The organism is Calothrix sp. NIES-3974 (assembly GCF_002368395.1).
Lineage (GTDB): Bacteria > Cyanobacteriota > Cyanobacteriia > Cyanobacteriales > Nostocaceae > NIES-3974.
This window is the reverse complement of record NZ_AP018254.1, coordinates 5,205,060-5,232,024: the sequence shown is the minus strand read 5'-3', so window position 1 is coordinate 5,232,024 and position 26,965 is coordinate 5,205,060. Positions and strand designations below refer to the sequence as shown.

General features: G+C 42.1%; 21 protein-coding genes. 9 read left to right on the top strand and 12 right to left on the bottom strand.

What is annotated here, in order from left to right:
* The first annotated feature begins 18 nt into the window (after nucleotides 1-18).
* Nucleotides 19-786 carry a lysophospholipid acyltransferase family protein gene (locus CDC37_RS20865; RefSeq protein ID WP_096624765.1) on the top strand — a complete coding sequence of 256 codons (768 nt, stop codon included), beginning with the start codon at nucleotides 19-21 and terminating at the stop codon, nucleotides 784-786.
* A gap of 57 nt (nucleotides 787-843) precedes the next feature.
* Here the strand turns inward: CDC37_RS20865 and CDC37_RS20860 are convergent, their stop codons facing one another.
* On the bottom strand, nucleotides 844-2,907 hold the full coding sequence (locus CDC37_RS20860; RefSeq protein ID WP_096624763.1) for a S8 family serine peptidase: 2,064 nt from the start codon (nucleotides 2,905-2,907) through the stop codon (nucleotides 844-846).
* 238 nt (nucleotides 2,908-3,145) lie between these two features.
* Here CDC37_RS20860 and CDC37_RS20855 point away from each other — a divergent pair, with 238 nt between their 5' ends.
* From CDC37_RS20855 to grxD, 3 genes are all read left to right on the top strand, one after another.
* A complete protein-coding gene (locus CDC37_RS20855) occupies nucleotides 3,146-3,748 on the top strand; it encodes a hypothetical protein (protein ID WP_096624761.1) in 603 nt (200 codons plus the stop codon).
* Nucleotides 3,749-4,256: 508 nt separating this feature from the next.
* Nucleotides 4,257-4,508: a BolA family protein gene (locus CDC37_RS20850; RefSeq protein ID WP_096624759.1), complete on the top strand. Its 252-nt coding sequence runs from the start codon at nucleotides 4,257-4,259 to the stop codon at nucleotides 4,506-4,508.
* A 53-nt stretch (nucleotides 4,509-4,561) separates the two neighbouring features.
* On the top strand, nucleotides 4,562-4,885 hold the full coding sequence (grxD, locus tag CDC37_RS20845; RefSeq protein WP_096626481.1) for a Grx4 family monothiol glutaredoxin: 324 nt from the start codon (nucleotides 4,562-4,564) through the stop codon (nucleotides 4,883-4,885).
* Between the two features lie 240 nt (nucleotides 4,886-5,125).
* On the opposite strand, the gene CDC37_RS20840 is transcribed toward grxD, so the two are convergent.
* A complete protein-coding gene (locus tag CDC37_RS20840; RefSeq protein ID WP_096626479.1) occupies nucleotides 5,126-5,374 on the bottom strand; it encodes a DUF6761 family protein in 249 nt (82 codons plus the stop codon).
* A 572-nt stretch (nucleotides 5,375-5,946) separates the two neighbouring features.
* On the opposite strand from CDC37_RS20840, the gene CDC37_RS20835 reads away from it, so the two are divergent.
* Nucleotides 5,947-6,738, top strand: a complete 792-nt coding sequence (locus CDC37_RS20835; protein ID WP_096624756.1) for a response regulator transcription factor — start codon at nucleotides 5,947-5,949, stop codon at nucleotides 6,736-6,738.
* A gap of 485 nt (nucleotides 6,739-7,223) precedes the next feature.
* Here CDC37_RS20835 and CDC37_RS20830 read toward each other — a convergent pair whose 3' ends face one another.
* The 3 genes from CDC37_RS20830 to CDC37_RS20820 form a co-directional block, all read right to left on the bottom strand.
* A complete protein-coding gene (locus CDC37_RS20830) occupies nucleotides 7,224-7,967 on the bottom strand; it encodes an ABC transporter ATP-binding protein (protein WP_231943135.1) in 744 nt (247 codons plus the stop codon).
* A gap of 339 nt (nucleotides 7,968-8,306) precedes the next feature.
* The gene (locus CDC37_RS20825; protein ID WP_096624752.1) at nucleotides 8,307-8,840 is read right to left on the bottom strand and encodes a hypothetical protein; all 534 of its coding nucleotides are present in this window, start codon (nucleotides 8,838-8,840) and stop codon (nucleotides 8,307-8,309) included.
* A gap of 581 nt (nucleotides 8,841-9,421) precedes the next feature.
* The gene (locus tag CDC37_RS20820) at nucleotides 9,422-9,796 is read right to left on the bottom strand and encodes a DUF1830 domain-containing protein (RefSeq protein WP_096624750.1); all 375 of its coding nucleotides are present in this window, start codon (nucleotides 9,794-9,796) and stop codon (nucleotides 9,422-9,424) included.
* Nucleotides 9,797-10,144: 348 nt separating this feature from the next.
* On the opposite strand from CDC37_RS20820, the gene CDC37_RS20815 reads away from it, so the two are divergent.
* Complete coding sequence (locus CDC37_RS20815; RefSeq protein WP_096624748.1) at nucleotides 10,145-11,023, top strand: PD-(D/E)XK nuclease family protein; 879 nt, start codon at nucleotides 10,145-10,147, stop codon at nucleotides 11,021-11,023.
* Nucleotides 11,024-11,360: 337 nt separating this feature from the next.
* Here CDC37_RS20815 and ilvA read toward each other — a convergent pair whose 3' ends face one another.
* A complete protein-coding gene (gene ilvA / locus CDC37_RS20810; RefSeq protein WP_096624746.1) occupies nucleotides 11,361-12,872 on the bottom strand; it encodes a threonine ammonia-lyase, biosynthetic in 1,512 nt (503 codons plus the stop codon).
* A 563-nt stretch (nucleotides 12,873-13,435) separates the two neighbouring features.
* On the opposite strand from ilvA, the gene CDC37_RS20805 reads away from it, so the two are divergent.
* Nucleotides 13,436-13,627, top strand: a complete 192-nt coding sequence (locus CDC37_RS20805) for a hypothetical protein (protein ID WP_096624744.1) — start codon at nucleotides 13,436-13,438, stop codon at nucleotides 13,625-13,627.
* A gap of 510 nt (nucleotides 13,628-14,137) precedes the next feature.
* The gene (locus CDC37_RS20800; RefSeq protein ID WP_096624742.1) at nucleotides 14,138-14,725 is read left to right on the top strand and encodes a tetratricopeptide repeat protein; all 588 of its coding nucleotides are present in this window, start codon (nucleotides 14,138-14,140) and stop codon (nucleotides 14,723-14,725) included.
* A 186-nt stretch (nucleotides 14,726-14,911) separates the two neighbouring features.
* Here CDC37_RS20800 and CDC37_RS20795 read toward each other — a convergent pair whose 3' ends face one another.
* Together CDC37_RS20795 and CDC37_RS20790 are read right to left on the bottom strand one after the other, a co-directional pair.
* Complete coding sequence (locus tag CDC37_RS20795) at nucleotides 14,912-16,600, bottom strand: DUF3352 domain-containing protein (RefSeq protein WP_096624740.1); 1,689 nt, start codon at nucleotides 16,598-16,600, stop codon at nucleotides 14,912-14,914.
* A 661-nt stretch (nucleotides 16,601-17,261) separates the two neighbouring features.
* Nucleotides 17,262-19,247, bottom strand: coding sequence for an FAD-dependent oxidoreductase (locus CDC37_RS20790; RefSeq protein WP_231943507.1), 1,986 nt, complete (start codon nucleotides 19,245-19,247; stop codon nucleotides 17,262-17,264).
* A gap of 746 nt (nucleotides 19,248-19,993) precedes the next feature.
* Here CDC37_RS20790 and CDC37_RS20785 point away from each other — a divergent pair.
* A complete protein-coding gene (locus tag CDC37_RS20785; RefSeq protein WP_096624736.1) occupies nucleotides 19,994-20,812 on the top strand; it encodes a DUF4114 domain-containing protein in 819 nt (272 codons plus the stop codon).
* Nucleotides 20,813-21,154: 342 nt separating this feature from the next.
* Here CDC37_RS20785 and CDC37_RS20780 read toward each other — a convergent pair whose 3' ends face one another.
* The 4 genes from CDC37_RS20780 to CDC37_RS20765 all read right to left on the bottom strand — a co-directional run bounded on the left by CDC37_RS20780 (nucleotide 21,155) and on the right by CDC37_RS20765 (nucleotide 26,864).
* Nucleotides 21,155-23,161, bottom strand: coding sequence for a S9 family peptidase (locus tag CDC37_RS20780; protein ID WP_096624734.1), 2,007 nt, complete (start codon nucleotides 23,159-23,161; stop codon nucleotides 21,155-21,157).
* A 52-nt stretch (nucleotides 23,162-23,213) separates the two neighbouring features.
* Entirely contained in the window at nucleotides 23,214-23,873 is a 660-nt protein-coding gene (locus CDC37_RS20775) for a pentapeptide repeat-containing protein (RefSeq protein WP_157780806.1), read from the bottom strand.
* 241 nt (nucleotides 23,874-24,114) lie between these two features.
* Entirely contained in the window at nucleotides 24,115-25,416 is a 1,302-nt protein-coding gene (locus tag CDC37_RS20770; protein ID WP_096624730.1) for a flotillin family protein, read from the bottom strand.
* Nucleotides 25,417-25,460: 44 nt separating this feature from the next.
* Complete coding sequence (locus tag CDC37_RS20765) at nucleotides 25,461-26,864, bottom strand: flotillin family protein (protein WP_096626477.1); 1,404 nt, start codon at nucleotides 26,862-26,864, stop codon at nucleotides 25,461-25,463.
* Between the last annotated feature and the right edge of the window lie 101 nt (nucleotides 26,865-26,965).

Genomic DNA, 26,965 nt, shown 5'->3' with positions numbered 1-26,965 from the left:
CAGTCAGCACCTGCCGTTATGATGCGAGTTAATTCTTCCTCGGAACGGAGTCATCCGCAATCTTTCGCTGGGAAAACCAATATTGAGGTAATATCTACAACCTCCTATATCTCGCCTTGGTTAAGTTCCCTTGCCTATTTTCTGGGGCATAATTTTTTGATGCCATTATTCTTTGGGCAGATTCAAGTGACTGGCCAAGAAAATATTCCTAGAAGTGGTCCAGTTTTACTTGCACCGACCCACCGTTCCCGTTGGGATGCCTTACTTGTACCCTATGCGACAGGAAGGATGGTGAGTGGACGTGATTTACGTTTTATGGTGACTAGCACCGAGTGTACCGGAATCCAGGGATGGTTTATTCGTCGTTTAGGTGGTTTTGCGGTAAATGCGAAACATCCCTCTGTTTCCACCTTGCGACACGCGATGGATATATTACGTCAGGGAGAAATTTTAGTAATTTTTCCGGAAGGAGGAATCCGTAAAGGTAAACTTCACCCCCTCAAACCAGGTATTTCCCGTTTGGCTTTAAGTGCAGAAGCAACCACACCGGGTTTAGGGGTAAAAATTCTCCCCATTGGTATTACCTACAGTCAAGAAAATCCTTCCTGGGGGACTGATATCCATATCCAAATCGGTAAACCCATTCAGGTCAGGGATTATATGCAGGGTGATAGCAAAGATAATGCGAAACGATTGATGAGTGATTTAACCCAAGCTTTGCAAAAATTGAGTTGTCATGGATCGGACCTTGCTGATCACCATTTTGTGAAAATAGCCAATTCTTAACCAGGTTTTGAGCAAACAGGAAATTTTTCTTCCCTAACTCCTAACTCCTATCCCCTGTCACACGGATACGGTTAATTCCCACCAATTAAGTGTTCCCACATCGTTGACAGCATGGTCAACAATCCAAAGTTGCCAACGACCTGCGGCTGATTGGTTCAACAGCTGGGTTAGAGATGGTTGTTGATGGGTTGTGTATATTCTTTTGAGTTTGGTTTGTCGTCCTAAAGTCCGTGGTTGGATCAATACCCTTTGCTGATTTGGTGCGATGAGGTAGATTTCTAAATCACCCAAAAAATTGTGATTAATATCAACCCGCACTTGAATATCCCCAACTGCACCAGTATCGGTCATCAAAATCGGACTTTTGACCCCATTGGGATCGGCATCTGGAATCACTACTGTATTTAAATTTTCAGCTTTAATGGGACGTAAACTCCGATGGGGAAAACTCAAGCGGGTATTACGTGCAACTTCCACAGCTGCAAAAGCGTTAACCTTGCCATAGCCAAACCAAAGGGAATGACCATTGACATTGTAACTACCACCCTTTATCCCTAACTGGGGATCAACTTGTGTATCCACGATTTTATCTGCCGTCGCTTGTAATATACTCTTCACCTGTTGAGCCGTTAAATCCGGATTAACGGATAAAATTAGAGCTGCAACTCCAGCGACAACAGGTGTAGCGGCAGAAGTCCCACCAAAATTGCGGGTAAAATTTCCTGTGTCATAGCCAGCAGCACCAATTTGGTCAGTGGTAAACATACCTAATCCGGGTAAGGAGGCGGAAATGGCTGGTTGGGTATAAATAAAACCTGTTTGTTGAAACCAAATTCCTGGGGGAGCATTGTTACTAGGGGCACACACAGATATTTCTTCACCCCAATTACTGTAGGCGGCTTTTTGATTCAAACTTGTGGATGCAGAGACAGCAATTACATCCGGGTGAATCGCAAATCCACTGAGCCACTTAGTATTTCCCGATAGCACATTTTTCGGCCAGTTGCGTTCATTCACCGAGCCATTCACAGGGCGATTGGAATTACCTGCCGCAAACAAAATGACACAGCCTTTACCATTGCGACCTTTAGTAGCGGCTCTAGTAATTGCTGCCCTTTGACGCAAAGACAGGGGAAAATACACCGCCGATGCACCCCAACTACAGGAAATCACACTTGCTCCCTGTTCCACAGCCCAATCAAAAATAGCCTCAACGGAAGCATCATCCAGATAACCCGTGGTGCGAATCGGCATCAAAGCACATCCCGGAGCGACACCAATAATTCCTTCCCCATTTTCTTCCGCGATCGCAATTCCAGCACAGGCTGTACCGTGACTAGTTTCCCGTTCCCCGGGTAATGGTAAAAAATCATTATCTTTCAAATCGCGGGGAGCAACTATTTTCCCTTTCCCCTGTAAATCGGGGTGGTTGAGGTCAAAGGAATCATCCACCACTGCCACCACCACCGAACGCACTCCCCGCGTCACATCCCAAGCCTTTTCCGCCTGAATATGGGAGGTAACTGCCAGTTGGGAACCACCTTGGTGATGGAGATACCATTGCTCTCGATACAGGGGTTCACGGGGCGTATAATGGCTTTCCTGCTGAATAATAATATTTGGTTCCGCCAACAACACCACAGGTTCCTGTTGGAGACGATTGGCAATTTTCACCGGATTTTCCGTCGCCGACTCTCCCACCCGAAAGACAAACGTATTATCTAATTCGGGAATTGCCCGTTCCAGAATCAAACCATAGCGACTAGTAAGGCTATTGATTTGAGCCGCATCCACCCCACTGGCAAACTCAATGGTAATTTCATCACCGAGATAAACAAAGGTACCCGGATTATTGGGAATTTGGTAAACATGGCTGGCAAATACCACCAGAGGAGAACTACGCGCAGTCGTCATTGCCTGCTCCAACTGCTCCGGATCAATGGCAAATAGCTGTAAATCTCCATTCGGAATACTCCTGCGCCAATTACCCCAATTCGCCGCCGATAACTCATAGGCAGAAAGGGGTTTTGCGGGACGAATTGTAAAGCGATCGCTGACCTTTTCCAACAGCAATTCTTCGCCACCGCGCTGTAAAATCGTACCGAGGGAATTTGTTGACATAGTGACACAGGAGTAGAAAAGTTGTAATTAGCGGCGATTTGCTCAACAATAACCATTGCTAGCACACCTATGTTACCGCGATCGCTAAATTTGTGGGAACCTGAGTTGAACCCAATACGGTCTAAATCCGTAAAACTTTCGTATTTAGGTTTGCTTGGTGAAACAACCAAACAAGGCTAAGATACCCAAAGTCTAATTTTTTCACTTTATTTATTGAGTTGTTGCGCGCTGTTACTTTATGAAATTTGCTACAACCGTTCCCTGGCTACGCCTCTGTTGCGTATCACTGCTAGCAACAGCTAGTTTTCTGATTCCGGTACGTGGATTCGCGCAGGCATTACCAAACAACCCCAATCAAGCCATCGACCCCAACGACCCGAATATCCTTCGTCCCACAGCCCAAAGCAGTAGTATTCTCAGTTTCGATGGTGGGAAACGGTTGATGAGCGAAGCCGAAAGCGCTGTTTCTTCCCAAAACTACGACTCGGCTGTCAAAAAGCTCCAAGAAGCCCGACTAGTTTTTAACCAACTTTCCAACTTCTACCAAGATTTAACCTCTAGCTTTTCTGGTATCGACAACCGCGTCGCCGACTCCCACCGCAGAAAAGCCCTAGAAAGTGCCCAAATGCGTGACGAATCCACCTACCGCCTCGCCCTTGTCTATCGCGCCCAAAATAAGCCCGAACTTGCTGTTCCCCTCCTCGTCCAAGTCATTAAAAGCCAAAATCCCTCCCGCGAACTCGGCAGCAAAGCCTATCAACAATTACTCGAACTCGGTTTTGCCGACGTACCCTTTGAAAGAGGCAATTTTAAACCAATCACCCCCGCACCGAAAAAGTAAGTTAAGGTGAATTCGACGGATTCAAATAACCCCTCTCCAATCCTCTCTCCGAAATGGATACAGACTTTGGAAACATTGATTTTTGGCTAAAACCACAGATTTTTCTGCCCCTCTCCGCAGAACGGAGAGGGGTTGGGGTGAGGTTCATCGAACTCACGTTAAGTTAGGCAGCAGAGGAGGCAAGAGACAGAATACAGGATGATTTTTAGATACACTCCCCTGCACCCCCTTACCGGAGCAAACCATTTAAATTTCCCACTACCACCATAAAATTTGTTTGCTAAATTCAAATTTTCCCGAATTTTTACAAACTCACTTTTTTCACCTATTTTCTGCCGCAAGTTAAGACAACATGCGGCTTTTGTTTTGACTCTATTACCGTTTCAGCACCAATAGAATTCCCTAACTCCGACTTCAAGGCTATCCTTGAGCAATTAACGCACCTCTCTAGACCACGGCAGATACCTTATACTTTGTTAGTAGTAGATCGATACCTCTAGAGATTGCGATGATTACCCCAGATCAAGTTGAAGCCATGATTAAGGCGGAACTGCCCGATGCCCAAATAAAGGTTCAAGACCTGACAGGGGGCGGCGACCATTACCAAGTTACGGTGGTTTCATCGCAGTTTGCAGGCAAAGGACTAGTCCAACAACATCAGCTAGTCTACCGGGCATTACAACAAGCGATGTCTAGCGAAGCTATTCATGCTCTGGCTTTAAAAACCTACACCCCAGAGACATTTCCTGGAGTCAGCTAATTTGACCCTACTTCCAATTACCGTTTTTGAACACTTGCACCATAGGAATGAATATGACCCCAGAATTACAAGCACGGATTGATGGTTTAATCAAAAATAACAAAATTTTGGTTTTTATGAAGGGAAGCAAGTTAATGCCGATGTGCGGCTTCTCTAATAATGTTGTCCAGATTCTCAACTCCTTGGGTGTACCATTTGAAACTGTGGATGTACTGGATGACTATGAAATCCGCCAAGGAATTAAGGAGTACTCTAACTGGCCAACTATTCCCCAAGTTTATATTAATGGTGAATTTATCGGCGGTTCCGATATCATGATTGAACTCTATCAAAAGGGTGAATTACAACAGATGGTGGAAGTAGCTCTTGCTTCCTAAATAACCTAAGTTTACAAAAAATTACAATCCCCTCAATCTGCTGCCGATTCCCAGTCAGAGAGAGGGGGGGAATAATACTCAACTAACTCCAAAATTGCACATTCAAAACCCGCTTGCATGTCCATACTATTGCCATAGCAAAATAACATGCTATGATAAACAGCGTTGTCATGCGAGTCGTTAGTTCGATGGCAAGATAAAGATTACAAAGCTACTTGAGTCTGGTCTAAAAACTCTAGCTTAAAAGTAATCCGGTTCCGGTTCCGGCTGTGCCATCGCGAAATTCGATACGTCGTACAGATAACGAGTTGCCTCCTCCTCTAAACGGTGGATTAAAAATGGCTCTATCGCGTTTCCATGTCTAAGTGCCGCGAGATACCCATCCAAATACATTCGCATATCATCCGTGCGATAACCGCGATTCCATAACTCGACGAAGGCATCGGTCAATTTTTGGTAATAGCGGATTGTTTGTGTGTCTTGGAGCATAATAGCTGTGGAAATTTGTTTGGAATGTGAATTGTAAATTATTTCAATCAAAAAGTGAAGTATCTGCTTGAGTGTGCGAACGTAAGTACTTAATTTAACCCAAGCTGTAAATTTATCCCCTCAAGAACACTCTTAATCAGTTACACCCTACCTCCATCGTATTCCAGAAAATCCAAAAATGTCCGGTGGTAAGTAATTGTTATATTATGCCCCCAAACCAATACAGATTCGCTAGGGATTACAGAAAAATTTAATTACTTACCCCTTCCTCAGTATTAACAGGAGATACAAAGGTTTTTGCTCTCTGCCGAATCAGTTGGGATTTAGGCGTGTTGTTGTCATGGAAACACTAGCTGGCCGGAGTTGCACCTTGTTAGACTTGTTTGATAAGTCTAACAAAAATTTAAGAATGTGATGCATTGAATCTCAAATTCAATCTTGGTGAGAGAAAAATAAGTAATTATGCACAAGTATTTCTGACAATCAGTTGAAATGAAGTAACAAGGGCTACAAAACGAATGATATAGGCTTTGATACCTTGAAATGCATGGACGCTAAGGGGTCTTACCACCGTGGGTTCGGTTTGTATTGAAATTGTCGAGGGGAATCCCCATCTCAGGTCTTTATTAGGTTGGCACTTGCAGCAACTCGATTATCGAGTACAGCAAGCTGCGAGTATCTATCAAGCCAGAGAAGTGTTTTTGAGCCATCAGCCAACACTGATTGTTCTAGATGCGGATCTTGCTGATGGAGATGGCATTGAGTTTTGTCGCTGGTTGCATCGCCAACAACAACCTTTGGTTTTGATGCTATCAGCTCGCGGTAGTGAAGCTGATGTGGTGGCTGGTTTGAAAGCTGGAGCTGATGATTACCTAAGCAAACCTTTTGGAATGCAGGAATTTTTGGCTCGGGTTGAAGCTTTAATTCGCCGTCACCGCACACCACCTGTTGCACCCGCGTATTTAGATTATGGCGAGTTGCAAATTGATTTAGTACAACGTCGAGTTCGGTTTAAGGGCGAATTTATCGACTTGACTCCCCAGGAATTCAGTTTGTTGTACGTCTTGGCACAAGCTGGAGGGGTGGCTTTGTCACGCTCAGAATTATTGCGTCGAGCTTGGCCTGATGCCATTGATAATCCGCGCACAATCGATACGCATGTATTATCTCTGCGAAAAAAGGTGGAGTTAGATCCGCGCCAACCTAGTTTGATTCAAACAATTCGTAATGTGGGATACAGATTTAATATGGAAATTTTAAATGTGAATAATTTGCCACAAATGCAGCCAAAGGTGACGAAGGAAATAGGGAAGGAAAAGTTTACAAACCAAAGGGCGACTTTGAGTTTGAATAAGTCAGTTTAGTATGATTTTGGATTTTGGATTAGAGGATGTTTGGAAAATGTCAATAAATACTTTATTAACCACTTGTTTGAGACAAAAACAGTCTCAAAAAGTATATAGGACTTATATTTGATTTCTGAAAGCCCCAATTAGCCTGAAGCTTGTCGAACAAAGCTCTATTTCCAATACTGCGGCTGTTGATACATATAGGGAAGCTCTGCTTCCTGATTTGAGGCAGTAGCCCTCGTGGAATGCGTCCCCACGCGGAGCATCGGGACGAGATCATTACAAAAACTGTGTGAACTTAATGGGTAAATTTCCACAAAATTAACAGTCTACGCAAAGCCTCAACCCAACCTACAGTTGTCTTTAGCCTACAGTTATCTTTAACTGAACCGTATTGCATTATATTCAATATCGACTACTCCCGATTCCCTATTCCCCACTCCCAAAAAACTAGCTGATTAAGAATTAAAGGCAACTTTTCCAACAACCTTTAAGGGAGATTAGAAATCGAATTCTTCGTCGGTTTTGGATTCGGTGATGTTTGCTTTGAGTTCTTTCCAATCGATGGTTGTTGCAGGTTGGTGGTTGATGATTCGACCATGACTGAGGTGGATAATGGAATCATGATTACTGCGGCAAAATTCTTGGATGAGGTCAAGCTGGTGATTGACCATGATGATGGTTGTGTTTTCGGTTTGGGTGAGGTGATTTAGGGTTTGGATGAGGTGATGGGCAGTGTTAGGGGAAAGATGGGCTGTGGGTTCGTCGAGGAGGATGACGGGTGGTTGGGTAATTAGGGTGCGAGCGATCGCAATTTGTTGGATTTGTCCGGTGGATAATTGCTGTTCGTTTTTGGGTCGCAAATCATCGGGTATTTGTAGGGTTTTGAGCCAATATTCTATCCGGGTTTGAATTGTGTTTTGGTCAAGTTTGCGCAATTTTAGGGGGTATTGGAGGGATTCTTCGACTGTCATTCCCAGCAATTTGGGGGTTTGGGGTGCTAATACTACCCGTTGGCGCAAATCTAGGGGAGGAATAGCGTTGTAGGGTGTATCTTGCCAAAATATTTTGCCGCTACTTGGTTCAGTTAATCGGTTCAACAGACGCAGTAAAAAGCTTTTACCGCTTCCGGATGCTCCGAGAATTACCAGATGGGAAGCTTCGGGAATGCTTAAGGTAATGTCTTGCAAAATTGCTTGTCCTTGTAGGCTTAGTCGTTGACGACTGGTCAATTTTGCATACAAGTTGACGTTTTCTAGTCGCAGAAGTGGTTTTGTGGTGGGATTCAAGAGAGAACACAGGAGACAGAATACAGAAGGCAGAATACAAGAGATCGGAGACAAAATAAAGTTAGCTAAAACTCACATAAATCACATAACTCTTTGATCTGCTGTTGACGGCTAACGGTTGACAGTTGACAGTTATACAGTCATCCATCACATCAAAAGTAGTGAGTATACGACTTCAATGCGCAACAGCTTATTGCTTACAGAACCTAGGTAAAGTGGTTTTTCCTACTCACTACTCACTATTCCCCACACCCTTCAGTAAGACGCTACGCGTCTACACTTTCAAATTAGGAGTTAAGAGAGCGACATGGCTGTGGTGATTGTCCATGCGTCTACTAGTAATAGTATGATTGTAAATATTAACAAAATTCCGTACATCCACGGTTGGGATAGGGGGTAAACAGAAGTTGTATCAATACCTGTTTTTTCTTCCACAAGCTTGACCATGCGAGCGAATCCAGCAACTCGCATCGGTAGTAAATATGCTTGTTGATCAATGGTTAAAAAATAATAAACTAACCCACCTTGTCCGGTGGTACGGGCTTTTAATTCTTTGATTTGAGACCAGTTGAGTGTCCAACCCCGACGGAAGAAGGGGGGAATCCATTGGGGATAGTTGACTTGAATAGTCTGTTCGTCAAGGACTACACGTTCGCATAGGGTTGCGTATAAGGCAATGAAACCGATACCGATACCGATCCAGAGGAAAATTGGGGGTACGGGAGCTTGGGTTGACTTGGCCAAAAATGGTAGGGGGATAGTCAAGGCTATATACAAACTCAGCAATGTGATCCGTATTAGGGGGGAAAGACGAAAAACTGAAGGCATATTTTGATGGAGAAGAAGGGTAAGGTAGGCAAAAAGGTTTTCTATAGTTAACGGTTGACAGTTAAGGGTTAACCGTTAGCAAAAATTTCCCATAAAATAAAACGGGATATTTATTTTTTGGTTTTCCCAATATCACAATTCCCGAAGAATTCGCGACAGGTTAATATTGGTTGTCCTGTGTTTTCGGAAAGTTGATGTCACACCTATTTGACAAAGAATATGACAGATGGAACCCCTGAATAAAAAAGGTTTTTCCATCTCAAATCCATATTCCGCAAGGCTTCTCGTTAGAGTAACCAAAATTCCTGCATTTCTCACAAGGGAGTGATAAGCCTTGAGTAGTGGATTTATTTTCCTGCTACTCCCTACTCCCTGTACAGACGACCCGTCGGGTCATCTGTACTCCCTACTCACTGAAAGTTTGAGGAGTTTTTGAGAAATCCGGGAATTGGGATATCACCTTTGCCTATTTTAACCCTTCTTCCATTTTCTATTGCCTTGGGAGGGGCAAATAGGGGCTACTACAAAGATAGTAGCCCCTTTTTAAAATCCCGCATAGTTAGTTTTTCAATCAATCGATATTAAACGAGCGATTTTATTGGTTTGGTTTCTCCATATCTAATTGAGGTCTGTGACGTGATTGATTTTTTTTTAGGGTCATCCTCCAGTTCATGACTAGATTCAAATTCGTCACTAAGTGTTTCTTGGATAGCTAGGCGATCGCACGGGATGGTATCCGATAAAATTGCACTAGCCATCATTCCTGTATGGATTTCTAATTGCGATTCTAATGGAGCTTCAAATACCAGTCGTTGTCCGGGGAAAACGACTCGTTCAAAGTACCAATTAGAGATATTAGAGATGCGAGCCACCTGGATTTTGCTAGTGGCATTAACGTAGCAGCAGAGAATCTTTCCAGATTGCTCAGGTGGTAAAGGGTCTAATATTTGAGCCATAACTGCTGAGGAGCTTTACGCCACAATTTTAGCTTACAAAAGTCAAGCTAGCACTGCCTGATCCCCACTCGCTGTAACTGTGAATACCAACTAGGATATTGTGACAAATTTCTATCTTTGGGTTAGGTAGGAGTTATAAAATTTTTCTAAAAAATCACCCATTTTTCCGATTTATATACTATGAGTACTGGATTTGATTTTTTGTACTGTTTTTCTAGGGGTCGGGGTAGGTAGTGACAAAAGGTACAGTTACAGTTGATTAGCTGTTAATGATATTTAAATTAAAATTAACAATCAAAGGTATTGATTATCTCATGGTGTTGCGGATTTTAGGGGAATATTTGGATTATGCTAGTTTCCAAGTCAGAAAAAAATTTATTAAGGCTTGCTCAAGGACAGTTAAATTCGCTGTCCCTGTGTCCACGACTGTTCCAGTATCGACATCTGGAACAACTTTACTCATTTACGAATCCAGAACAGGAAGCAAAACAAGCATTAGGTAGCAAGTTTCACTTGCTGATGCAACAGAGGGAAATGGGATTACCTATAGATGAAATTTTGGTGGATGATCCTCAGTTGCGAAGTTGGATTGAGGATTTGAGTGAAGTTGCACCGTTGATTTTTATTTCCAATCCCCAAGTTTTTCGGGAAAGTGAGCATTATCGAACTTGGCAAATAGATGAATATTTATTAAGTGTGATTTATGATTTATTAATTTTGACAACCGATCAAGCTCAAATTATTGACTGGAAAACCTATCCCGAACCACTGAGTAAAAAACGCTTAGAAGATAGTTGGCAAACTAGATTATATTTGTACGTTTTAGCGGAGACGACTACCTATCCACCGGAAGCGATTTCTATGACCTATTGGTTTTTCCAAACTGGTGGAAAACCGACTTGTGCGACTATTAGGTATAGTCATACCCTCCATGAACAGATTAAACGTGAGTTAAGTCGATTATTAACGAAATTATCCGGATATTTGGCTGAATTTAATCAACAAAAGCAATTTCCCCAGCTACCGGAAGGAAGTAAATTGTGTCAAAGTTGTGCTTTTGCTTCCAGATGCGATCGCGTAGCTACTTCTGCTGATTATGTCACTGTAGATCGTTCCCCAACTAATTCTAGTCAGGAGCAGCAATATACAACTTCCTTGGACCCTGGAATCAACGCAGTTGATAGTAATTTGCTTGATTTCGATGCGGTGGAGGAAATCGCACTATAAATTTGCATTTGCCGAAAATCTCTAAAATTAACAGGGAGTAGGGAATAGGGAACAGTAATCGAAAATCGGATGTTGCTGTATACAAATTATGAATCGAAAATTTTATGTCATGTAGAGACGTAGCATTGCTACGTCTCTACGAAAATTGTGGTTTTAATGCCAAATGCCAACAATTATAATTCATGGCATTGCTACGTCTCTACGAAAATTGTGGTTTGAATACAAAATACCAACAACTATAATTCATACCCCAATCCACCAACGTCCCAAATCCATAGATACAGGTAGTGCGGATCAACCGTAGAGTAATCCAAAATCCAAAATCCAAAATCTACAATTACCCCAAAAATAATTTATAGGCTAGGTTATCATTCTCATCCCAGTATCGATAACCCAAGGTATCTAAAAATGCTTGCCATTCCGTCATTTCTTCGGGGGGAACCTGAACACCAACAGCGATTCTGCCGTAATCTGCTCCGTTATTGCGGTAATGGAAAACACTGATATTCCAATTCGGACTCATGGAGGAGACAAATTTCATTAAAGCTCCGGGACGTTCGGGAAATTCAAAGCGATAAAATAATTCATGGTTGGCTAGGGGAGAACGTCCACCCACCATGTGTCTTAGATGTAACTTAGCCAGTTCATCATCGGTTAAATCCAGGGTTTGAAAGCCGCAATTTTCAAAGGTGGTTTGAATTTTTCCTCGATCTGCGCGATTTTGAATTTGTACTCCCACAAAAATATGGGCGATTTTTTCGTCCGCGATACGATAACTAAACTCCGTCAAATTACGCTTTCCTAAACATTCACAAAACTGACGCAAACTACCGGGTCGCTCTGGAATTGTCACGGCAAAAATTGCTTCCCGTCGTTCCCCATATTCAGCACGTTCAGCCACGAACCGTAACCGGTCAAAGTTCATGTTAGCACCACAGGCGATCGCAATTAGGGTTTTGCCACTGATTTGTTCCCTTTCTACATAGGCTTTAGCTCCGGCGATCGCTAAGGCTCCGGCTGGTTCGACAATGGAACGGGTATCTTCAAATACATCTTTGATGGCGGCACAGGTGGCATCGGTATCAACTAAAATAATATCATCTACGTATTTTTGACAGAGGCGAAAGGTTTCCACTCCCACTTCCCGCACCGCTACACCATCGGCAAATAAACCGACCTGGGATAGACGCACTCTTTGACCGGCTTGTAAAGATTGGGACATGGCATCCGCGTCAACGGGTTCAACACCAATTATTTTGATTTCTGGACGGAGACGTTTGATGTAAGCGGCAATACCCGCAATTAAACCACCTCCACCAATGGCTACAAAAATTGCGTGAATTGGTTTTTGATATTGGCGTAAAATTTCCATGCCAATTGTCCCCTGACCAGCAATCACATCCGGGTCGTCGAAGGGGTGAATGAAGGTTAAACCCTTTTCTTCTTCCAGTTGACGCGCATAGCTATAGGCATCATCATAGGTATCCCCATGCAAAATTACCTCTCCTCCCCGTGCTTTCACCGCATCTATTTTCACCTGGGGAGTTGTTACAGGCATCACAATAATTGCCTTTGTCCCCAATTGTCGCGCACCTAAAGCCACTCCTTGAGCATGGTTTCCAGCCGATGCGGCAATTACTCCTTGAGCAAGTAAATCCGGTGGCAGATTAGCCATTTTATTATAGGCACCACGCAACTTAAAGGAAAATACTGACTGCATATCCTCCCGTTTCAGTAGTAAGAGGTTATTGAGGCGTTTACTCAGTAAGTCGGCTGGTTCAAGGGGTGTTTCTTGGGCTACATCATAGACACGGGCGGTAAGTATTCTTTCCAAGTAATCGAGATGCATTGTGTGTGAGGTATGATTTTAATCCTGATGGTGTTTTATTCTACGGCCTTTGTGTGCCAGATTGTAAAAAAATAACAGAGAACAGGGAAATCTCTCGCTTAAAAATAGGGAGTGGGGAGTGGGGAATAGGGAGTGGGATCAACTACTTTCGCCGGTTCTGGTGTAATACGGATTCACAAATTAAAATTGACTTTGAAAATACCCTCCTACTTTGGTCGAGTACTTGAGTACCGTTTTTGATGAAGTTTTCCTAAAATTAGTAGTTGTTGACGGTAATACTGGCTGTTTAGGTTGTAGTTAATTTAGACTATTACTCAGCAAGTTTCCTGTCATACTGGCTTTTTCTGGATGTTGAGGGAGTGATTGGTAAGCGTTGAGTAACGGATTGATTTCCCCCTAATCCCGACTCATGACTCCCTCCTCCCTCTCAGTCCGGTGGAGTTTGTAAGCTGATGATGACAGTGTTGGTAATGGTTACAACAACGACATCATCCACGATGGATATATAGATTTATTGATTTTGCTAATTGGTATTTTACAGACAAGGAAGGGAGTAAGGAAAAATGCCGAAGTTAATTTTGATTGTGTTGTTGGTTGTTTATGGGATTGGTATATATCGATTTTGGGTGGGATTTGAACGCACTAATTTCCAGCGTAATTTACCCTATCGGATTGGTTTATCTTTGCTGTGGCCAGCTTTATTTGCGATTAATAAGTCATTTCGTCGCAACTTTAGAAAAGCCTTAAAAGGCTAAATTGATTAGCGTCGGAAAGCTGACAGAATCAACTTGAAAAATAGTATTTATTCAGGCTTTCTCATTCTGATAATTTCTCTTCTTCGTATCACCAAATACTGTAAATATTTTTCCATTATTCCCCATTGTTTTGACAATGGGGATACGTGTTTACACTGAGAAAATAATGATTTTTGAATTTATGATAAAAGTGTTTTTGATGTATTTTGAATCACACTGATTATCAATTTTGGTGTCTAAAATTAGGATAGGTAAGTTGAGAATGAGTGCAATTTGGGATTAATTTTATAGAAGCTCTGCGGGCTATATATTCTGGGTTGTGAAGTATTTATTTTTTAGCTGTTGCAATCATTTTTTCAACTGGTACAACCAACCAAAATGCTTAAAATGCTTGAGTTAGCTGTGTTTTGCATTTCGATTAATTTCCCCAAGAATTGACTGATTTCTATCTGTAATAGCTTCGGGTGAATCTGAAATTTGTCGTCCGTAGTTAATTGATGATGAGGTTCTATGAAACACACTTGCTTAAGCAACGATAACATTCATTTGCACTCAGGTATTACCTACTACCAAAAGCAGGATTTTCGCCAAGCGATCGCCTGTTTTAATCAAGCGCTGGAATTAGATCCCCAGCTAGCAGCTGCCTATTATAACCGTGGTTTAGCTTGGTACGAATTGGGTAAATATCCAGAAGCGATCGCGGATTTTAATATAGCACTAGAGATTGATGCCGAACTAGCTTGTGTCTATAATGGTTTGGGCATCACCTATCGGCAGTTATTAGATTACGACAAAGCTTTAGAAAATTTTAATATTGCCATCAAACTCGATCCTGATTTTGCCAGTGCCTATTATAATCGAGCGATCGCCTTTCACAACCAGAGGAAATTCGACGCAGCCATTGCCGATTATACTCAGGTTTTACGGATTGCTCCCAATGATGCCTATACCTATTTTAAACGGGGAATAGCCCATCGGCACACAGATACACAAGCTGCGATCGCGGATTTTCAAAAAGCTGCGGAGTTATTTTCCATCCAAGGGAATAAAACTTGGCAAGAAAGTGCTTTGTTACAAGTTCAAGAACTGAAAAAATAGTTCGATTTTAGTTTTTAGATTTTGGATTAATCTCTACTATCGAATATAGGGAGTGGGGAGTAGAGACGACCCACCGGGTCGTCTCCAGGGGATTGGTGGGTCGTCTCCAGGGGATTATAGAGACGCGATATATCGGGTCTTTACTATTTTTAGCCCTATATTAGACTACTCCCTATTACCAACTCCCTACTGACTTTGTTTGAGAGCAAGTAAAAACTCTACCTGACTGGTAGATTTATCGGGACTGCTAGCGGTGACTCCTAGACCACGAATTGAGTCAAATATGGCTTTTGCTTGGGGGTCAATTCCGGTGACAGCACCAAAGCGATTGAGAATCGTCATGGTTTTATCCATGTCCAGGTAGAAATAACCACCATTCGGTTGTTGCAGAGAACTGGTAACGGATTTAAAAGTTTCGCTGTTGGTAAGGTTATCATTATTGTTGGCGATCGCGTTGGCAAGTGGTCCACCAAGGGTGAGGAAAACCGTATCCTGATCCAGCCAACCGTGGGAGACAAAAGCTCCTTGACCGGGGATTTCCCACTCAGTTACGTCCTTACCACTGATATTTCGTTTTGTAATATTAATCGCTGGATTTTGGGTTTTGACGAGCTGATCCAATTTACCAAGGGTGGATTCCGCAGTTTTACGGTCTTGAGTGTCAAAAACAAATGCACCTCCGAAACCTGTTTGTGCTAGCACTCCTTGATTAGAAGGTATCAACGCTAATCCAAATTCCCCATCCATCCATGCAAATACTTCCTTATCTAGGTCAAGATTGGCGTATTTACCGTAGGTTCGCGCTCCATCCACAACTGCTTGCATTTCCGGAAGATTTTGGGATTGTTCGACAACCGCATTCCACCAGCGATTTATCCCTTTTCCTGCAACCATTGCAATGGTATCCCGGGGAAATCGAGCAACAATCTGACCTGGGGAATTTTCGTATTGATAGGGATTTAATTTCGGGTCAAGATTGACGGTAGCTTTCATCCGTATCCCCACGTTATCAATACCGACACCTGCAACCATTGATTTAATTTGTTTGATTTGCTCTAGGTTTTGGGGAGGGATAGGAGTTGCTGCGGGGTTAGTTTTGATTAGGGTTTCCACCATCCCTGCATAATCAGGAATATATACCTGGGCGATCGCATTTTCAACTGCGGGTTTTTTACTTAAAATTTCGTTTGCACCAGGTTTAGTAGCAAAGGATGCTCCCCCTTTGAGGGTATCAATCGATTTTTCCACTAATCGTTGATTGTCTGCCACCACAATGTAGGAATTATTATCCAGAATTGCGCTATACTGACTTGAACCAGCCCCTTGGGAAATAATAATTTTTTCCCCTTTATAATCAGTTTCTGTAACTTTAACGTTATCTTGCTGCTTGATTTTATTGGCAAAGTTTAATGCTGCAACTTTATCCTTGATTCCCACCACCATTAATGTATTCGGTGTATTCGGTGAGGATGAATTTGTATTTGTGAGTGTATCTGTAGAGGAACTCTGAGCTGGTTTTACCCCATTTGGTGGTAAAACCGCCACCATTAACCCTCCTAACCAGGGTTTTATATCTTGCTCATAGGAGATATTATTACCTTCCAGATTTTTCTGGTGAAACTCCTTTAACCCCTCCGTCACAATTTTTCTTGCTTCCGGTGTCCCAAATTTTTCCAACTGACTCCAAGCTTGGGAATCGGTGGTAATATAGGTAGCCATCAATGCCTCATTGGGAATTATTTTCGCACTTGCCAATGCACCCTCCGCATCACCCGTAGGTCCCTTGAAGAAATACATGTATGCAGCGATACCACCAACCACCACTACTGTTGCACCAATTGCTGGTACTAAAAATTTTGATTTGTTTTCTGGCATTGTCATTAATTCCTGTTTTGCAAATTGTCATCGACTCCGGGAGTAAGCGTCAAGGCAATTTATCATCATATTTCCCCATTGATGGGAATCTGATGGGATTTTGGATTGGGAACTCCTTGTTGTATAAGGGTTTCCTATTTCTATCTCCCCTTTTCTGTTTTCAGATTGATCTGACCACAAATAGGGGTTTGAGTATCAGCAAGGGTAAATAGGGATTTTCCTGTTTCCGCATTGATTGATATTGATTACAGTTCTGGAAACCAGACCTCAATGTTGTCAGTGTACAAATCAGATTTTTTTCGTATTTTTTTAAGTATTTATACGCATTTAAAACCAGATTTAATTGTTTGATTTATGGAAATACATAAAACACAATATCTGGTACTGATACCATTTCACTCGAATTTTGATACATTTTCATCCCCTGCTCCCCCTGCATCCCCTTCAGGTATCAACTCCAAAGTAAAACGGTATAACACCAAATAAATACTTCAACAGGAACTGTGGCGAATCCGCAAAGCGTCAGAAGGTTGCATACTTATTTATATGGCTAATTATATGGCTAACAATTCTCGAAGAATCCTTCAACATGCGATCGCACTCATTCTCCATGTACCCATAGCTAAAGAACAGGAGAACTGTCTCCTGTATCTCCTTCCCTCTACCGCCAATCTTCCCACTTCTGATTAAAAATGGAAGTATCGGGGAAAGCGGTGGGATTACCATTTTGTTCCAGCAATCGTTGGAATTGAATTAACTTCAAATCAATACGAGGTAATCTTTCCACCAATTGATAGGGAGCAATATCATTTTTTAAGGCAAAGGCGGTGAGGGTTCCAGCTGCTGCACCTGCTGACCACTCAAAGGAATGTACGCGATAGGCTGCTGCTGCAATGTGACTGGTGGCGATACTTTTACCCCCGATGACTAAATTATCAATTTTTTGGGGAATCATGGCTCTGAGGGCAACCTGGAAGGGGTAGGCTTGTCCTGCACCTCTGCGTTCCCCTGGTCGTTCCCGGTTCCCCGGTGCTTCCGGTGGACTTTTTTCCATACAGGGGTGGAAATCGATGGCGTAGTGTCCGATACCAACAGCATCAGGAAAAATCGTGGAACGGGTGCGACGGGAGGCATTTTCTACTGGCTTTTGACCGGAAATCACCGATATAGCTTCTAAGCCTGCTAAGGCTCCCCGTAATCTGCGATACATAGCCGTGGGTAGGTTTTGCCGGTAATATTCGTCGTTATAGTCGCGACGAGAAATGTCTATTTCCCAAATGGTAAAACCTTCGGGTTGTCCCCAACTGGGTCTACCGATAATCCTCCGTCCTTCCCGCATGTAGGGGTATTTGGATAATCCGTGAGCTGTTCCCATTGGTGAATCGAAACCTTTGAGAAAGCGGTTGTTGGGTTGGGGTTTTTTGACTCCATTACCAAGTTGGGAGTCGGTTGTCCCCATAACTAACCAGTAGAAGTAAGCAAGGGCTTTTTCTTCAGCTTTGGCTAAACTTTCGGTACGTAATCCCCCCTTCCAACCACCTGGTTTTAGCTGTCCTGTGGCTTGTAATTGTTGACGGGTATAGATCAGGTTATCCTTGGAGGTTCCGGGACGGTAATCGTTACCCCAAGTCCAGTTTTGCATGGAAATGTCTCCGGGGGTGGGGACGGTAAAATTGATTCCACCAAAGTTTTTCCATGCACCTTGACGGGGACTCCAAATCCGTCGGTAGGTAAAGACTAAATCAAAATCCGCTAACCGTTTTAATTCATAGCTAAAATAGGGTGAATATTGCATGTAAAATGGAGGCATTTCGTGTTTTTGGGGTTCTGCGGTTGCCTCCATTGCAAAGGTGTAGGTAAAACCTTGGGTACAGTAGGGGTCATTGGTCTTACTGGATGATGATGGTTCTAAGTAAGAAAGGGGATCAATACCTAAACGATAGGGAACATCGGCTAAACCAACAATTTCCCCCGTTTCGCTTGCGTCAACAACATACCATTGGGGAGATTTTGATTGTTTGGTGCGCTGGGGTGCAAATTCAATAATTGTTTTGGTGAAGTTAGCAGAATCATTGTAGTTGTACGCGTCTTCAATGACCTGGGAGAGGGTAAAAGTATTTAAAGGTGGTCTACCTGCTGCGGGACGATGTTGAATTGCGATCGCGCGATTAATTATCTTCCCATCACTGCTGATTTGTAAATCCTTGATCACGGTATTGGGAAACCATTCTAATTTTCCCCGACCCCGTTTTGCTGCATCTTTGAGCATGTCCTGGAGAATTTCATGACCGTCTTTGGGTAAAAAACAGGAGTCACTCACCCAACAGTCACCGGGATTAATATTCCCCCCATAGCGTTTTTGAATCCGTTGACGTAAATCTAAATATCCACGGGAGTAAAACAGTTTAACCCGTTGAGTGGGACGCTCATCTAATGCAGATGTACCTTGGGAAGAAATTTGTCCACCCAACCAATCGGTAATTTCCGTAATACATACCGTTTGACCACCTAATAAGGCTTCGTAGGCTGTTGCGACCCCCGATAAACCACCCCCAGCAATCAACACATCACATTTAACGTTTTTGTCTGGACGACGGGTTGATTGGGCTATACCTGCAACCGGTGTCACCAATGTGGCTAAATACATTACACCAAAGGATATAACCCGATATCGCCATTTTGTCGAAGCGACAAAGGGAATAAAATGCCGAATTTTCATTTAATTGATTGTTTACAACTTTTTTCAACGTTTATATTCAATGGGAGAGTGGGGAATTAGTCAAGCCTTTACTAGGGATTGACGTAGTAGTTTTACTGATGTTTCACTTTCCAGCTTGGTTATTATCAGTAAGGTTTGGTAATCTCCGTCAAAATACTTAAAAATCAGGATTTAACTGAGACCGGTTGCGGGCAGTTTTGTTCCATCTGTGCTGATACATTTACAGAAAAAACCCTAACTTCATCTTTGTTTTTCAAAATTTTATGAGTGCGACTGCTGGTCAAAGAAGTATTTCTGCGAATATCTTTTATTCGGAGATAAATAGTATATTTCGCTACAAATACTGATGGAAGCACATTTATAAAGGCAGAATTGAATCTTGGATAAACCGATGAAAAAACAATTGTCTGTGTTCCAATGTCTTGTTATCAATGAAGAATCAAAGCCAAAATAGGCAATGATTAAGTAATTCGTAATTAATAATTCGTAATTCGTAATTAATTATGTTTTTGGTGGGGATTTTAATTCCAACTGAAATAGAATTGCTTATAGAGTAGAGGAATCCAACCCTCTCTAATTACATGGGTGGAGGTCATCTGCTATAAGCGATTACGAATTAATAATTATGGATGAGTTTGTTTAAATTAGCAATTTTGAGAAGAGATTAATTGGACATGAAGACTGCTTTTATCTCAGGTTTGTTTGCAACTGCAACTATCACCACCGGATTATTTGCTGAAATCAAGACTGCTTCTGCAACCAATTTTGTTTGGGATAGTTCTTGGACACAACCAACTATCCTCAGTAAACAAAAAACTGGATTTGATGATACTCCATTTCAAAAATTTGTGCAAAAGGAAGGTTTAGAAATTGCAAATAGCGGACAATTTTTGCTTGACCCTAGCAAATTGTTCATGAAATATGCCCATGATGTCAATGTTTTCTTTATCAATGAAGGTGCTGGTTTCCGCAACCAATTAGCTTTTACTGCTAATGGTGGTACAAAGAAAACTGGTTTAGTATTTAATGATATTGCTTGCGCTGGAGCTGGTTGTGTTGGTGCTTGGGGTGGAGATACCCTCAAATTAGGTGATGGTGTCAATTTGGGTAAAATGAATGCCAAGACCCAATTAGACTTTAAGTTGAGAGCAAATGGTTTTAATGGGGGTAAAAATATTTTTGGCACTCAAACCAAATACAACGAAGATGGTTTACAGCACGTGGTTGCCTATGCCTATAATAATTTTATTGTCCTAGGGTTTGAAGATTTATTTGGAGCAAAAGGTGCAACGGGTGGTCGCAACCAAAACTCTGACCGTGACTTCAATGATGTGGTAGTAGTTCTGGATATCGGTAAGAAAAACGTACAGGCATTAACTAAAACGACTCCAGAACCTTCCGTTACTATGTCTTTAGGTGCAGTTGCAGCAATTGGCATGTATGGTTTACGTCGTCGTCGCAAGGTTGAAGCGGTTAACGTATCCGAATCATAATTGATTTTGGATTTTGGATTTTAGATTACTCTTTAAGAAGCTGTGCTACGTGCATCTATAGATTGAAAAACACTTACCTTGGATTTCTCGCAAACCTCTAAAAATTGCAGGGAGTGAGAAGTATTAGGAAAATCAACTCGTTACTCAAGTTACGGCAGAATAAATTTCGGTTGATATGAAATTTAATCAGCATAAGACTCTTCAAAATCTGCTTTGGTTCCCTCAATTAATAAATTGCAAAAATGACAATGAGTAAATAGATAGCACAAACATAACTGGGATGGTTTGATAACTCCATCCCTTTTCCGTTTTTCTTTCCTATCTTCCCCAATTCAATCCCCACTATTGCAGCAAATATTTTTTGACAAACATCACTGTTGCATAAAATTGAAAATCGATATTTTTTTTCTTACTAAAACCATGTCCTTCATCCTTAGCCATTAAATACCAAACCGGGGTGTTATTTTTCCTCACCGTTCTCACTATTTGTTCGGCTTCACTTACTGGAACCCGTGGGTCATTTTGACCATGAATGACAAATAATGGTTTTGTAATTTTCTCCGCATTATTCAGGGGAGAAATTTTTTCCAGGAATGCACGCATTTTTGGGTCGCGTTCATCACCATATTCGACTCGACGTAAATCTCGACGGTATCCTTCAGTGTTTTCCAAGAAGGTTACAAAGTTGGAAATCCCCACTATATTGATACTGGCACGAATGCGATCGCTATATTTAATTGCCACTGCAAGGGACATATATCCCCCATAACTTCCTCCCGTAACTAATACCCGATCTGGATCTAAATCTGGTTGGGTTTTAATCCAATCTAACAATGCACCAATGTCTTTAACGGAATCTTCCCGTTTATAGCCATTATCCAATTGCAAAAAGGTCTTTCCGTAACCAGATGAACCCCTTACATTGGGATAAATTAGGGCAATACCCAATTCATTCAAGTAATAATTATTACGTCCTAAAAAGCCTGGTCGAGATTGAGCTTCTGGTCCACCGTGAATATCAATAATTACGGGACGTTTACCAGTGAATTTAGCTGGAGGACGATACAAAAAGCCGGAAATTATCCGTTTGTCAAAACTTGGCCAACGAATTAATTCAGCTTCGGCAAAATTGCTGGTATTTATACCCCCGGTTTCGCTTTCTGTCCACCGTTCCACCTGGTTTGTGTTAATATTTAGGGAGTATACATCAGCCGTTGCTTGACTAGAAATCAGGGTAAATCCCAAATCCTGATTATTACGATGCCATCTGATTCCAAATACTTGACCAAGGGGTAATTTCGGTAGAGGCTTTTCTTTGCGGGTTGCCGTATCTAACAGATGTAAAATACTTGCACCATCTTCATTGGTCACAAAAGCTAAATATTTACCATCCTCACTCAAATCAAAATCTTCCACATTCCAATTAATGTGACTAGTTAAAAAGGTATATTCCATTGTGGCCAAATTAATATAAGCCAGTCGAGAAAATTCTGCATCCTTGTCAGTAATTACATATAAACCCTGACCATCTCGACTAAATACCGCTCCTCCATAAAAAATCTTTTGATTGGGAACTTTAGGTGTAATCAGTTTTTTTTCACCCGTTTGGGTATCAATCATCCACAAATAGCTTTCATTCACGGAAATATATTCCAAAGCCAAAAATTTCCGGTTATCGGGAGACCAAGCTAAACCACCCCAACCCCCTCCTTGATTTTCTGTTAATAAACGATTAGTTGGGGGATTTCGGGGGTCAATCACATAAAAATCCGTGTCCTGACCTGTGCGTCGGGTGGAAGTGTAAATTACATGTTCCGGTAAAACCAAATTTTTAGGCTGATTGATTGGTGGATGGGAATTTGACCAAACACCACCACTATTGCGGGACTTTCCATCAGTTAAAAGGGTGACATCTCCGGTTTCTAAATCATAGCGATAAAGCTGATTAAACTCATTACCACCAGTATCTTTAGTAAACAAAAAATAATTACCTTGAGTTGGCTGAAAACTTGCTCCCCCTACCCGTTCCCGAAAAAAAGTTAATTGCCGACGCATACCCAAGGGAAACCGCACCAAATGGGTTTGATTTGTATCTCCAAACCGGGTCGAAATCAAGATTTCCCGACGTTGGGGATGCCAACTATTTAATCCCGCAGAGCGAAAATTTGTGTAACGTTCAACGGTAGTAGCGATGGATGCAGGGATGGGGGGAATACCTTCTACCACCAGATTATCACCCGGTGTGATTATATCCTCCCCACCCACTTGACTAGATTGTGCGATCGCCATTAGTCCTGGTAGTAAAATTACTGCAAGTACAGTAACAAAAATTCTTGTAATAAATTGCATCCCCCAATTATACAGATTTGGGTGCAAATGAGATAATCAATCTCAGATTTGTTTATATTTTCGATTCCAGATTTTGAATTTTCGCGAGACTCAAATCCACCCCATGCAAATTAGCTTGTGTCAAATTTGCGCCAGAAAAATCAGTATCTAATAACTTCACTAAATATAAATTAGCGGCGGTTAAATCTGCATATCGACAATTAGTCTGAGTTAAATTAGCAGCTCCCAAATTTGCTCCCATCAAGTTTGCATACTCCAGATTGGCATTGCTGAAATTAGCAGCACTCAGAATCGCCCCTTGAAGATTAGTATGGCGCAAACAAGCCCCGGAAAAATCTGCTTGATAAAAATTAACACCAGCAAAATTACAATATTCGAGATTGACACCCCGAAAATACCCATAACTTAAATCAATCAATTCCGACTGATGAGCAGACCGAACTTGATTATGTCCGATCACCCCTAAAGCAGCTTGTACATCCTCACATACCACTCCCTGGGATTTGCTCATCGGTGTGCGATCGCCAATAAACTGAGCCAAAATTTTCATGATTTCCCCATAGTACTGAGGATAATCCCTCAATATGGCCTCCAAACAGGCGATCGCCATGACTCGCACTGCGATCGCATCATCTTGCAAATGAGAAACCGCATTCGATAAACGAGATTTGACTCGCGAGTGCGGGAAAAAACCTTGCCAATTCCCCAACATATCTCTCAGCACCTTCCCCATCCATAATTAATATTTTTATATTTGGGAGAAGCACCTCAAATAAAATTCTATTATCACACCTGTTCGGATCAATTTCCCATATAATGCGAAGTTGCGTTCAGAGTACTAGTTCTGAACGCAATTTGGTATGGGCAAAAACTATACCTGGACAACAATTAACTTTTTTTACCTAGGGGAAGTTTAGCTTAAATCAAGACTAGAGCTACTAAAAACTTTAAAATTAATGGGATGAACCACTGGCAATTATATTTAAATCATGGCTTGGTTTTGTACTATGGGTGGTAGGAGCTTGACCTTCTCCGATACGTTTGAGGATTTCTGTCACATCTAAGCCTGTAGTTTGCCTTAATTGCTCAATAAAAGCTGCCATCCGGGTCGCGGGACTACCACTGCTGGCATCAACGAGGGTAATATTTTTGACATTAACTTCGGGAATACTGGCGGCCATTGCCTTGAGGAGAAAGTCGAGTTTTTGGAGGAGGAAAATCTCTTTGGCGCTGTCTCCAGCACTTTTCCAGGATTCGGCGAGTTTGCGGATACCTTCAGCTTGGGCTTTACCGTCTTCGATAATTTGAGCAGCATTGGCTTTGGCTTGAGCGATCGCGCGTTTGCTTTCTGCTTCTGCGGGAGCGATGGTATCGGCTTGGAGTTGTTGTTCGATTTGTTTGATGCGTTCAGTTTGTACGGCTACTTCAGCTTGGGTTTTGGCGATTTCGGCTCCCACTAGGGATTCTGCTTCGGCGATGAGTGCGACTCTTTTGGTTAAAGCATCACGGACGCGTCTTTCTGCATCGGCTTTGGCGATTTCTAAGTCTCTTTCAATGCGACGTAGGGCGGTAATTCGTTCGTTTTCGGAGGAGCGAATGATGGATTCGGCTTTGGCTTTGGCTTCGGCAATGCGTGCATCTCGCAATAATTCGGCTTGTTGTTTGCGACCGATGGAATCTAAATAACGAACGTCGTCGGAAATATTTTGTATTTGTAAACTATCTAGAACTAAACCCAGTTTTTCCAGGTCATCTTCGGCTTCGTCTAGTAATGTTTTGGCAAAGGCGATTTTATCAGCGTTGACCTGTTCTGGTGTTAAACTGGCGAGAACTCCGCGTAAATTTCCTTCTAATGTTTCCTGGGCTAATTTTTCAATATCCTTACGACTTTTACCGAGTAAACGTTCAATGGCGTTGTGAATTGTGGGTTCTTCTCCGGCAATTTTAATGTTTGCTACTCCCTCAACTGTAAGGGGAATACCGCCTTTAGAATAGGCATTGACTACTTTTAAATCAATAATCATGTTGCTCAGATTCATGCGGTAGGTCTGTTCCAAAAAAGGGGTTTGGATACCACTACCACCTTTTACCAGACGATAACCAACTTCCCGACCATCGGCAAGGCGACGTTTTCCGCCAGCAAAAATTAATACCTCACTCGGTGGACAAATGTGATACAAATTTTTAATGACGAGAAAACTGGCACCAGCCCCAGCCCCAAAAATTCCTAACAATAACCCAATGATTTCAAACATTACTAATTATCTCCGTTTAGACGAGTGTTTTTTCAAGCAAATATCTACTGGATTTTGTGTTCCTTATTTTCTGCTGCTGTAGTTGCTAATAATTGTTTTTCTTGACTATGATTCAAGGTGCCAACTACATCGATTCCTAAAGTTTGATTCATCATTTCTAGGAACTGGGTGAGAATTTCCGGATAAACTTTCATTAAGCTTGCTAGGGATTTACCATCACCGTTATCCACTACATTAATATGCTCTAATTGCAATCTTCCGGGAATTTGGGTCGCTTGATTCAAAATAGTTTCTAACTTTTGAATTAAAAATAATTCACCTGCGTCAACACCAGTCTGATTCCAAACTTCGGCAAAAATTTCATTCACCTTAGCTGCTGCTAAAGCGTTTTCTGCTAAACCTGCGGCTTGTCCTCGTGCTAGTAATTCTTGAGCTTGACGTTTGGCTTCTGCTGGTAATACGGTGTCCGCTTGTAAACGCAATCTTTCCAATTCAGCACGGATTTTTTGTAAAGTTTGTTCAAATTTAGCTCGTTTTTCCTTCGCAGCAGCAATGGTAATTTCCTCTTCCGATTTTGCTTGCTGTTCCAGTTTTGCTTTCACTTGCCGTAATTCATTTTCCTTTTCCACCACCATGATGCGGTTTTGGGTTTTAGCAACTTCGGCTTGTTGTTGACATTCGGCTTCGATGCGTTCCGCTTCTCCGATGGCATCCGATTCCGCAATTTCCGCATCCCTAATGACTTGGGCAATACACTTACGACCGATAGACCGTAAGTAATCCATGTCATCGGAAACACTTTGGATTTTCAGGGTATCGATTTGTAAACCCAATTTCATCAAATCACGGCTGACATCGGAGGCAATACGTTCTGCAAATTGCAACCGGTCTTCATTCACCTGCTCTGGTGTTAAAGTTGCTACTACACCCCGAAGATTACCCTCCAAAGTTTCCTGAGCCACCCGCGCAATCGTCGAGCGATCGCAATCTAAAAATCGTTCGATGGCGTTACCCACAATATTCGGGTCACTGGAAATTTTCACATTGGCGATCGCTTGAATATTTAAGGGTGTACCACCTTTAGAATAGGCGTTTGTCACTTCTACCCGTACCGGCATTGTGGTAATATCCATGCGTTTAATGGTTTCCAGGATGGGAATTCTAATTGCCCTTCCTCCGGCTAAAACGCGATAACCAATCTCATGGCCGTCTTTCGCTTTATATTTGCGTCCCGATATAATTACCACCTCGTTTGGTTTGCAAATACACAGAAAGGACTTCAAAAACCAAACTGCGGTGATACCACCAAAAATCGCTAAAGCAATGGGAATACTAGCTGTTAAAAGTCCGTTCGGGTTAGATGTTTGTAGCCGAATCGGGGTGGTACTAGCTGGAACTTGGGCTATCTGTACGACAGCGACGTTGTTATTTTCAAAATAGGAATTCATGGGTATTTTGGATTTTGGATTTTGGATTTTTGAGATTTTTAGAAAGTTGGGAGTGGGGAAAATATTTGCACCATGCATTTTTCGGCGTTGCTGAATACAAA

Coding starts and splice junctions, on each gene's coding strand:
- CDC37_RS20865 (WP_096624765.1), top strand. CDS start 19: ATGATGCGAGTTAATTCTTCCTCGGAACGGAGTCATCCGCAATCTTTC.
- CDC37_RS20860 (WP_096624763.1), bottom strand. CDS start 2,907: ATGTCAACAAATTCCCTCGGTACGATTTTACAGCGCGGTGGCGAAGAA.
- CDC37_RS20855 (WP_096624761.1), top strand. CDS start 3,146: ATGAAATTTGCTACAACCGTTCCCTGGCTACGCCTCTGTTGCGTATCA.
- CDC37_RS20850 (WP_096624759.1), top strand. CDS start 4,257: ATGATTACCCCAGATCAAGTTGAAGCCATGATTAAGGCGGAACTGCCC.
- grxD (WP_096626481.1), top strand. CDS start 4,562: ATGACCCCAGAATTACAAGCACGGATTGATGGTTTAATCAAAAATAAC.
- CDC37_RS20840 (WP_096626479.1), bottom strand. CDS start 5,374: ATGCTCCAAGACACACAAACAATCCGCTATTACCAAAAATTGACCGAT.
- CDC37_RS20825 (WP_096624752.1), bottom strand. CDS start 8,840: ATGCCTTCAGTTTTTCGTCTTTCCCCCCTAATACGGATCACATTGCTG.
- CDC37_RS20820 (WP_096624750.1), bottom strand. CDS start 9,796: ATGGCTCAAATATTAGACCCTTTACCACCTGAGCAATCTGGAAAGATT.
- CDC37_RS20815 (WP_096624748.1), top strand. CDS start 10,145: ATGCTAGTTTCCAAGTCAGAAAAAAATTTATTAAGGCTTGCTCAAGGA.
- ilvA (WP_096624746.1), bottom strand. CDS start 12,872: ATGCATCTCGATTACTTGGAAAGAATACTTACCGCCCGTGTCTATGAT.
- CDC37_RS20805 (WP_096624744.1), top strand. CDS start 13,436: ATGCCGAAGTTAATTTTGATTGTGTTGTTGGTTGTTTATGGGATTGGT.
- CDC37_RS20800 (WP_096624742.1), top strand. CDS start 14,138: ATGAAACACACTTGCTTAAGCAACGATAACATTCATTTGCACTCAGGT.
- CDC37_RS20795 (WP_096624740.1), bottom strand. CDS start 16,600: ATGCCAGAAAACAAATCAAAATTTTTAGTACCAGCAATTGGTGCAACA.
- CDC37_RS20790 (WP_231943507.1), bottom strand. CDS start 19,247: ATGTATTTAGCCACATTGGTGACACCGGTTGCAGGTATAGCCCAATCA.
- CDC37_RS20785 (WP_096624736.1), top strand. CDS start 19,994: ATGAAGACTGCTTTTATCTCAGGTTTGTTTGCAACTGCAACTATCACC.
- CDC37_RS20780 (WP_096624734.1), bottom strand. CDS start 23,161: ATGCAATTTATTACAAGAATTTTTGTTACTGTACTTGCAGTAATTTTA.
- CDC37_RS20775 (WP_157780806.1), bottom strand. CDS start 23,873: ATGTTGGGGAATTGGCAAGGTTTTTTCCCGCACTCGCGAGTCAAATCT.
- CDC37_RS20770 (WP_096624730.1), bottom strand. CDS start 25,416: ATGTTTGAAATCATTGGGTTATTGTTAGGAATTTTTGGGGCTGGGGCT.
- CDC37_RS20765 (WP_096626477.1), bottom strand. CDS start 26,864: ATGAATTCCTATTTTGAAAATAACAACGTCGCTGTCGTACAGATAGCC.